Raw genomic sequence first — 6158 nt, forward strand, 5'->3', positions numbered from 1 at the left:
GATGACGACGGTATGGGTGTTTCCTGGACAGGGATCGCAGCACAAGGGCATGGGCGGCGAGCTGTTCGGGCGCTATCCGGAGCTGGTCGCGCAGGCCGACGCGGTCCTGGGCTACTCCTTGCGCGAGCTGTGCCTGGAGGATCCGAACGGCTTGCTCAACCAGACCGAGTACACCCAGCCGGCGCTGTTCGCAGTGTCGGCGCTGGCGTTTCTGCAGGCCCGCGACGAGGGTGCGGCAGTTCCACAGGTCTTTGCCGGCCATAGTCTCGGCGAATTCGCCGCGCTGTTCGCCGCGGGCGCGTTCGATTTCGCGACCGGCATCGAGTTGGTCGCCAAGCGCGGGGCATTGATGGCGCAAGCGCCGCGCGGCGCGATGGCGGCAATCATCGGACCGGAGCTGGCCCACGTGCGGACGATTCTGGACCAATCGGGGTTGAGCGGCGTCGATATCGCGAACATCAATTCCGACACTCAGCACGTCATCTCGGGTCTGCACGAGGACATCGGTCGCTGCGAGGCCGTGTTTGCCGGGGCGGGCGCGCGTTTCGTGCGCCTGAAAGTCAGCGCAGCCTTCCATTCGCGCTATATGCGCGAAGTCGAGAATGCCTACGCCGAGTTCGTCGGACAGCTGTTCGAACAAGGCCGTCTGCATCCGCTGCGCGCCGATGTCGTCTCCAATCGCACGGCGCGCCCGCATGCGCGCGAGGCCTGGCTGCCGAAGTTGATCGAGCAGATCAGCCATCCGGTGAACTGGTACGAATCGATGTCGTGGCTGCTGGCGCAGGGCGAGGTCGCGTTGCGGGAAATCGGGCCGGGCGATGTGCTGAGCGGCTTGTTCGTGAAGATCCGCAAGGCGCCGATGATCTTGAGCGCTGCCACGGAGCCAGCCCGCTTCGCGGTGAAACCGCGCATCGTCTTCATGTACTCGGGCCAAGGCTCGCAGTACTACGGGATGGGGCGAGAGCTGTATGCAAAGAACGCCGCGTTCCGAGAGGCGATGGACGCGTGCAACGCCATCTATCGGGATATGACGTCGCGCGATCTGGTCGCCGAGCTCTACGACGAAGCGAGCAAGCGCCGCGAGATGACCGATATCGGTTTGTCGCATCCGGCCATCTTCAGCATCGGCTACGGCCTCACCCAGGCGATGGCGCATGCCGGCATTCGTCCGGATGCCGTGCTCGGCTACAGTCTGGGCGAGTACGCGGCCTCGGTCGCGGCCGGAACGCTGTTGCACGAAGACGCGATGCGCATCGTGATCCGCCAGGCCGGGGTGTTCAGGAGCGAGGCCGCCGGCGGCGGCATGCTCACCGTGATGGCGCCGGTCGGACATTTCCACAGCCATCCCGAGCTCTACGGCGGTACCGCGATCGGCAGCGTCAATTTCGACGGCAACTTCGTTGTCAGTGGCAGTCGTGCGGCCATCGACGACACCCGGCGCAAGCTGGATGCTCGGGCCGTTGTCTCGATGCGTCTCCCGGTCGAGTATCCGTTTCATTCGCCCTTGCTCGCGCCGATCGAACCGACCTTCCTGCGCATGTTCGATGGGGTGCCGATCTCGGTGCCATCCATCGCGCAATACTCCTCCGCGACCGGTGGTCGCCTGGAGCGGGTCGAGCCGTCGCACTACTGGAAGGTGACCAGCGAGATGGTGGATTTCCGCGCAGCGGTCGCCGCGATCGCCGCGGAAGGGCCGTGTCGCTTCGTCGATCTCGGCCCCACCGGCACGCTGTCGGGTTTCATCAAATACGGTTATGGCGATCGCCTGGAACAGATCACCACGATCAATCAGTTCGGACGCAACGCGGAAACCGTCGCCGGCGCGATCGACAGGCTCGCGGCCTGAAGCGTATCGGACCTTTCGGTCCGCATCATGAGGACAGGACCGGCTGGAAAGCCGGTTCGATGCAGCAAGGACAGGGAATAGGGATGTCAAACGGGAACTTCTTGGACGCTTCGATCAGCACCGGCATCGGCTCCGATGCGGGTACATCAACGGTCAACCCTGCGATCGGCAACGACTTCGATCGTCACGTCGCCTATTGGCGCGACGCGCTCGCCGGCGCACCGGCCATGCTCGAGTTGCCGACCGACCGTCCGCGTTCCGGGCGACGGGACCCTGCTACGGCCAGCGTCGCGGTCGCTATCGATCCCGAGTTGACCGTGCGCCTGGACGCGCTCGCCGCGCGTCACGACGCGACCCTGCAAACCGTCTTGCTGGCGGCGTGGGCGGCGACGCTGGCGCGCTTGTCGAGTCAGGACGATGTCGTGATCGGCGTGCCGACCGATGGCGATGCGCCGGCCGGTTCGATCGGCGATGTGCTGCCGCTGCGCATCGATCTGAGCGGGCAGCCGAGCGTTGCCGAACTGCTGGCCCGGGTCGGCCGGCGTCTGCGCGATGCCCTCGCGCACGCGGTGCCAACCTTCGAAGGCATTGTCGCGTCGACCGCATCGCTGGCCGGCGCGCTGCCGGCGCCTGTGTTTCAGAGCGTGCTGGCCTTGCGCGACGCCGATGCGCCATCCCAGGCACAGTCGCCAGGCGTGGATCTGGCCTTGAATCTGCGCGGGACCGGCGAGGGCATCGCCGGCGAACTTTACTACGCGGTCGCCTTGTTCGACGCCGACAGCGTCGAACGCTACCTCGGCCACTGGCAGCGCTTGTTGCGCGCGATGACCCTCGACGAGGCGCGGGCGGTTTCGCACCTGCCGATTCTTGGCGAGGACGAGCGCCGCTTGGTTCTGGAGACCTGGAACGCGACGGCGATCGAATATCCGCACGACGCCTGCATGCACGAGTTGTTCGAAGCGCAGGTCGTGCGCTCGCCGGACGCGGTGGCGCTGGTCGCCGGCTCCAGTACGCTGAGCTATGCGCAACTCAACGAGCGCGCCAACCGCCTCGCGCATCATCTGCGCGCGCTTGGCCTTGGCCCGGACGAGCGGGTCGGCATCTGCGTGCAGCGCAACGCCGAGATGTTGGTCGCGCTGCTGGCCTCGCTGAAGTCCGGCGCCGCCTATGTGCCGCTGGACCCGGCCTATCCGGCCGATCGTCTGGGCTACATGCTCGACGACGCCATGCCGCGCGTGGTGCTCACCGATGCCGTTGGTGGTCCGGTGCTGGCGCAAGCGCTGGCCTTGGCGGAACAGGTGCAGTCGTTGGCCGTGCTCGACCTGCAGGCCGATGCGGCTGTGTGGGCGAACGCGCCCGGCGAGAATCTGTCGGCGCAAGCGGTCGGCCTGCACTCGCGTCATCTGGCCTATCTGATCTATACCTCCGGTTCGACCGGCCGGCCCAAGGGCGTGGCCATCGAACATCGCAACGGCGTCAACTTCATTTGCTGGGCCTTGCAGGAGTTCTCGCCCGACACGCTGCGCAACTGCCTGTTCTCGACCTCGATCAATTTCGATCTGTCGATCTACGAATACGGCGTGCCGCTGTCGTGCGGAGGCTGTGTGACCCTGGTCGACAACGCGCTGACCTTGTTGAACGCGGCCTTGCCGGTCACCCTGATCAACACCGTGCCTTCGGTGATGATGGAGCTGACGCGCGCCGAGGCGATTCCGCGGAGCGTGCGGGTGGTGAACGTCGCCGGCGAGCCGCTCAAGCGCGCGCTCGCCGAACGCATCATCGCGACCCCGCAGGTCGAGCAACTGTGCAATCTCTATGGCCCGTCCGAAACCACCACCTATTCGACGTGGACGCGGATGGATCGCAGTACCGGCTTCATCGCCGACGTCGGCCGTCCGGTCGGCAACACGCAGGTCTATATCCTCGATGAGGCCGGCACTCCCGCGCCGGTCGGCGTGGCCGGCGAGATCTTCATCGGCGGCCATGGCGTCGCCCGCGGCTATCTCGGCAAGCCGGAGCTGACCGCGGATCGCTTTCTCGATGATCCCTTCAGCGCCGAGTCCGGCGCGCGCATGTACAAGACCGGCGACCTCGGGCGCTGGTCGAACGACGGTACCATCACCTTGCTGGGTCGCAACGACTTCCAGGTGAAGATCCGCGGCTTCCGCATCGAGCTGGGCGAGATCGAAGCCAGGCTCGGCGAATGCGCGGGCGTACGCGAAGCGGTGGTGGTCGCGCGCGACGACGACAACGGCGGCAAGCGCCTGGTCGCCTACTGCCTGGCCGACGAAGCGCTGGACATCGCGGCGATTCGCGAGCATGTCGCCAGCGCTCTGCCCGAATACATGATGCCGTCGGCATTCGTGCGTCTGGAAGCCTGGCCGCTGACCGCCAATGGCAAGCTCGACCGCAAGGCGTTGCCCGCGCCCGACGACGACGCGTATACGCGCCGTGCCTATGAGGCGCCGCAGGGCGAGATCGAGACGACGCTCGCCTCCATTTGGTCCGATTTGCTGCGGCTCGAAAAGATCGGACGCAACGACGATTTCTTCGAGCTTGGCGGGCACTCGTTGCTCGCCGTACAGCTGGTATCGCGCGTACGCAAGGCGCTCGATGTCGAGCTGACGTTCCGCGATGTGTTCGAAGCCTCGGAATTGCGCGAGCTGGGCGAGCGCCTGCCACGCATCGCCGTCTCGAGCCTGAGCCAGATCGTGCCGGTGGCGCGCCGGCCGTTGATGCAGATGCCGCAGATCGTGCGCGGCTTCTGGGTCATGACCCAGCTCGGTCAGGCGACCTCAGCGCATCACATCGGCGGCGCGTATCGCCTCGCTGGCGACCTCGATCGTCCGGCACTGGAGCGCAGCTGGCGCGCCATCATCGCGCGACATGAGATCCTGCGCATCCGTTTCATTCAGGTCGATGGCGAGCCCATGCTGGGCGTCGACCAGACTGCGCCGTTCGATTTGCGCTTTCAGGATATCCGTGGCGCCGAAGATACGGCCGCTCGTTGCGACACGCTGTATTCGGAACTGTACGCGGAACCCTTCGATCTCGGTCACGACGTTCCGCTGCGCGCACAAGTCCTGCAACTGGACGAGCATGCATTCGAGCTGCAATGGGTGACCCATCACATCGTCTCCGATGGCTGGTCGATCGGTGTCATGCTCAAGGAACTGAGCGAGTTCTACGCCGCCGAGACCGGCCACGCTCAGGCAGCACTGCCAGCGCTGCCGGTGCAGTACCTCGATTACGCGTTCTGGAAGGGCGAGCATCTGCCGGCCGCGGAGCAGGATCGGCAGATCGGCTACTGGCGCGATGCGCTGGCAGGTGCGCCGCCGCTGCTCGAGTTGCCGACCGATCGCCCGCGCCCGCCGCAGCAGGATTTCGCTGGTGCAGCGATCGATCTGCATCTGGGCGAAGCCTTGACCGCACGGCTGAAAGCCTTGAGTCGGCGCCACGGCGTCACCCTCTACATGACGATCCTGGCCAGCTGGGCGGCAGTGTTCTCGCGCCTGTCGGGTCAATCGGAGGTCGTGATCGGCAGCCCGATGGCCAGCCGCAGCCGTGAAGAGATCGAGCCGCTGATCGGCTTCTTCATCAATACCCTGGCGTTGCGGATCGATCTGGACAGCAATCCCTCCACCGGCGAACTGCTCACCCGCACGCGCCAGCGGCTGCTCGATGCGCAGGCGCACGGGGATGTGCTGTTCGACCGCGTGGTCGAAGCGCTCAAGCCGCCGCGCAACAGCGCTTACAACCAGATGTTCCAGGTGATGTTGGCCTGGCAGAGTCAGGACGAGGGCGAATTGGCCCTGCCAGGCATCGAAGTCCTGCGCGCGCCGAAGGCGATGAAGACCGCGCAGCTCGATCTGCTGGTGGATCTGCGCGAGAAGGACGGCTGCATCAGCGGCTTCCTGAATTACATGACCGCCTTGTTCGATCGCGAGACGATCGAGCGCTTCGTTGGCTACTGGCAGCGCTTGCTGACAGCGATGGCCGACGACGATGCGGCGCCGGTGTCGGCGCTGCCGTTGCTGGGCGAGGCCGAGCGCGGGCAGGTGTTGCACCGCTGGAACGCGACGGCGCAGTCCTATCCGCGCGACACCTGCGTGGGCGAGCTGTTCGCCGCGCAGGCCGCGGCACAGCCGGACGCCGTGGCCTTGGTGTGGGGCGAGCAGCGGGTCAGCTACGACGCGTTGAATCGCCGTGCCAATCGGCTTGCCCACTGGTTGGGCGCGCAGGGCATCGGCCGTGGCGCACGCGTCGCTCTGTCGCTGTCGCGCGGCGTGCCGATGGTGGAGACGCTGCTCGG

General features: G+C 66.1%; 2 protein-coding genes. Both read left to right on the forward strand.

Translation table 11 applies throughout. The features are described 5' to 3' along the window. Position 1 precedes the first annotated feature (1 nt). The gene (gene fabD, locus H9658_RS18680) at positions 2-1846 is read left to right on the forward strand and encodes an ACP S-malonyltransferase (protein WP_191826507.1); all 1845 of its coding nucleotides are present in this window, start codon (positions 2-4) and stop codon (positions 1844-1846) included. A gap of 101 nt (positions 1847-1947) precedes the next feature. Then, positions 1948-6158: non-ribosomal peptide synthetase (locus tag H9658_RS18685; protein WP_191826508.1), on the forward strand; the 4211-nt coding region annotated here is incomplete at its 3' end.

The sequence above is a fragment of the Xanthomonas bonasiae genome, assembly GCF_014836395.1.
GTDB lineage: Bacteria > Pseudomonadota > Gammaproteobacteria > Xanthomonadales > Xanthomonadaceae > Xanthomonas_A > Xanthomonas_A bonasiae.